This is a genomic window from Pseudomonas sp. HMWF006 (assembly GCF_003061205.1).
Taxonomy (GTDB): domain Bacteria; phylum Pseudomonadota; class Gammaproteobacteria; order Pseudomonadales; family Pseudomonadaceae; genus Aquipseudomonas; species Aquipseudomonas monsensis.
The window spans coordinates 1-2,460 of sequence record NZ_QAIU01000472.1; the positions used below are offsets into that span (position 1 = coordinate 1).

The 2,460-nt window shown below is 61.1% G+C and carries 3 protein-coding genes; all 3 read right to left on the bottom strand.

Annotated features, from left to right (window positions below):
• Positions 1-839 (bottom strand): hypothetical protein (locus DBR24_RS20605; protein WP_128615681.1); only part of this gene is annotated, 839 nt, incomplete at its 3' end.
• A 167-nt stretch (positions 840-1,006) separates the two neighbouring features.
• Entirely contained in the window at positions 1,007-1,486 is a 480-nt protein-coding gene (locus DBR24_RS20610) for a DUF934 domain-containing protein (protein WP_128615682.1), read from the bottom strand.
• Positions 1,483-2,460: nitrite/sulfite reductase (locus tag DBR24_RS20615; protein WP_146189090.1), on the bottom strand; the 978-nt coding region annotated here is incomplete at its 5' end. The genes DBR24_RS20615 and DBR24_RS20610, both read right to left, overlap by 4 nt.

Here is a 2,460-nt window from a genome sequence, read left to right on the forward strand (position 1 = left end):
TCCTGCACCGGCCCGATCAGCAGCACCCGCACAATCGCCGCACCCAACAGCGTGGCAAGGAAGTCGATCCCCGGCTCATTGCGGTAAAACACCAACAGCAACGGCAGGCACAGCACCAGAAGAAGCAACAGCACGACAACTTTGAACGAGCCTTTGCGCTCGACGCTGAAGGCACATTCGTGCGGCCCATACGCCTTGTAATCCTCGTCGCGGATCATCGAGGTTTTCTCGTTGATGTAGTCGACGCGGTTGTACTTCTGGATCGGCGTGAAGGTGTTAGACATCTCCATCAGCGTGGTGATGTTCTTGAAGCGCAGATCGACGCGCTCGCTGCCCTTGAGGTAATAGAGCACCGGTTTGTAGCCGTAGCGGTAGGTGTCGAAGGGGAACTCGGTGACCTGACCCTGCACACCGATCGGGCGTGGCTCCAGTTCGGCGTAAGCGCTTTTGTTGGTGGCCGAGAGGTTGCGGCTCAGGGGCTGAACCTTGACTTGCTCAAGAAAGATCGGCGTCACGCCGTAGGACCATTGCAACGGCTCCAGACGCAAACGCAGTTCATTGCGAGCGAGGTCGTAGCGGTTGAAAGTGCGTTCGGAGACCACCAGCGAACCGCTGAGCATGAACTCGCCGCGCAGGTTGTTGGTGACGCGCAAGGTCAGTTGATCCTTGCCCAGCAACGCCGCTTCGGTAGACGGCGGCGTGCCGCACCACGCGGTGCTTTCGCCGACACCGCCGAGCTGACCGCCACGGTTTTCCTTGAATACATAAAAGTAACTGGCCCACAGCGTCAGCATCAAAAGCAACGCGGTGAGGCCGAGGATTTTTTTGCCCGGACTCACTGATCAGACTCCCTTCTTCGGTTCCATCGTCCAGCCGAAAACCCGCTGGCGACGGCGACTCTACCAAAAGGCCACCATCGACCCAAGGAAAAATGCCCGATTCATGGGAGCCCTAAGGGTTTCCCCGGTACGCAAAGCCCACACCGGTGTCCTTTATCAGGAAGATGTCAGCGTCTTCGGAACAGTGGGCGTGGCTCGATCACCGAGCGGCCGTAGAGCACGCTCATGCCGGCGAGTCCCTTTAGTGCGTCCTCAGCCGACTTGTCCTCGCGCACGGCAAAACTGTCGAAGCCGCACTGGCGCATATGGCTCAACTGATCGCGCAACACGTCGCCAATTGCGCGTAGCTCCCCTGTCCAGCCGAAACGACGGCGCAACAGATACGCCTGACTGTAGGCACGTCCGTCACGGAAACTCGGGAAGTCGAGGGCAATCAGCGGCAATGACGCCAGCCACGGGACCAGGCTCTCGACCTCATCGTCCGGACCGAGCCACACGGCGTGGGTCGAAGGCGATTCGAGCCAGTGTGCCAGTGGCAGAATCAACAACCCGTTGGGCCTCGGCATCAATGGCTCGCGTACCAGCGTCCACGGATCATCCGCCACAACCCGCGCCATGCCCTGCTCCAGTCGCAACAGATTGTTCATGCCGGCACCTCCAGCGTTTTCGGATAGACCCGTTCCTTGAACGGCTCCAGCCCGATGCGCGCCAGGGTATCGACAAACGATTCCTCACTCTCGCGATAACGCACAAAGGTACCGATGATCCGCTCGATCACCTGCGGCACTTCGGCAGCGCTGAACGACGGGCCGATAACCTTGCCCAGTGCGCTGTTTTTGCCCTGCGCCCCACCCAGCGTGATCTGGTACCACTCGCTGCCGTTCTTGTCGACGCCGAGGATGCCAATGTTGCCGATGTGGTGATGACCGCAGGCGTTCATGCAGCCGGAGATGTTCAGGCTGATGTCGCCCAGGTCGTGCAGGTAGTCGAGGTTGTCGAAGCGCGCCTGAATCGCCTGGGCAATCGGGATCGACTTGGCGTTGGCCAGCGCACAAAAGTCACCGCCCGGACAGGCGATGATGTCAGTGAGCAAGCCGACGTTGGCGCTGCCCAGACCGTGCTTGCTCGCCAGTTGCCACAGAGCGTAGAGGTCTGATTTGGGTACATCGGGCAGGACGATGTTCTGTTCATGCGCGATGCGAATCTCGCCAAAGCCGAACCGCTGCGACCAGTCCGCCACGGCGAACATCTGCACCCCGGTGACATCCCCCGGCGCCGCAGCCATGCCCGGCTTGGTCGACAACACCACACTGGTGTAACCGGGCACCTTGTGCGGCTGCACATTGCGCGCGACCCAACGGGCGAACGCCGGGCTCTCGGCCAGCCGCGTGCCGAAGTCCAGATCGGTATCGGCCAGGGTGCGATAGGTCGGCGGTACAAACGCACTGGCGACCCGCTCGTATTCAGCGTCGGTCAACTGCGCCGGGCCGTCCTTGAGGTGCTGCCACTCCTCTTCGACTTCCTTGGCGAACGCCTCGATGCCCAGGGCCTTGACCAGAATCTTGATCCGCGCCTTGTACTTGTTGTCCCGCCGGCCGTGGCGGTTGTAGACCCGCAGCAC

Bases quoted from the DNA above. Each gene is read 5' to 3' on its own strand.
- DBR24_RS20610 (WP_128615682.1), bottom strand. From the start codon at position 1,486: ATGAACAATCTGTTGCGACTGGAGCAGGGCATGGCGCGGGTTGTGGCG.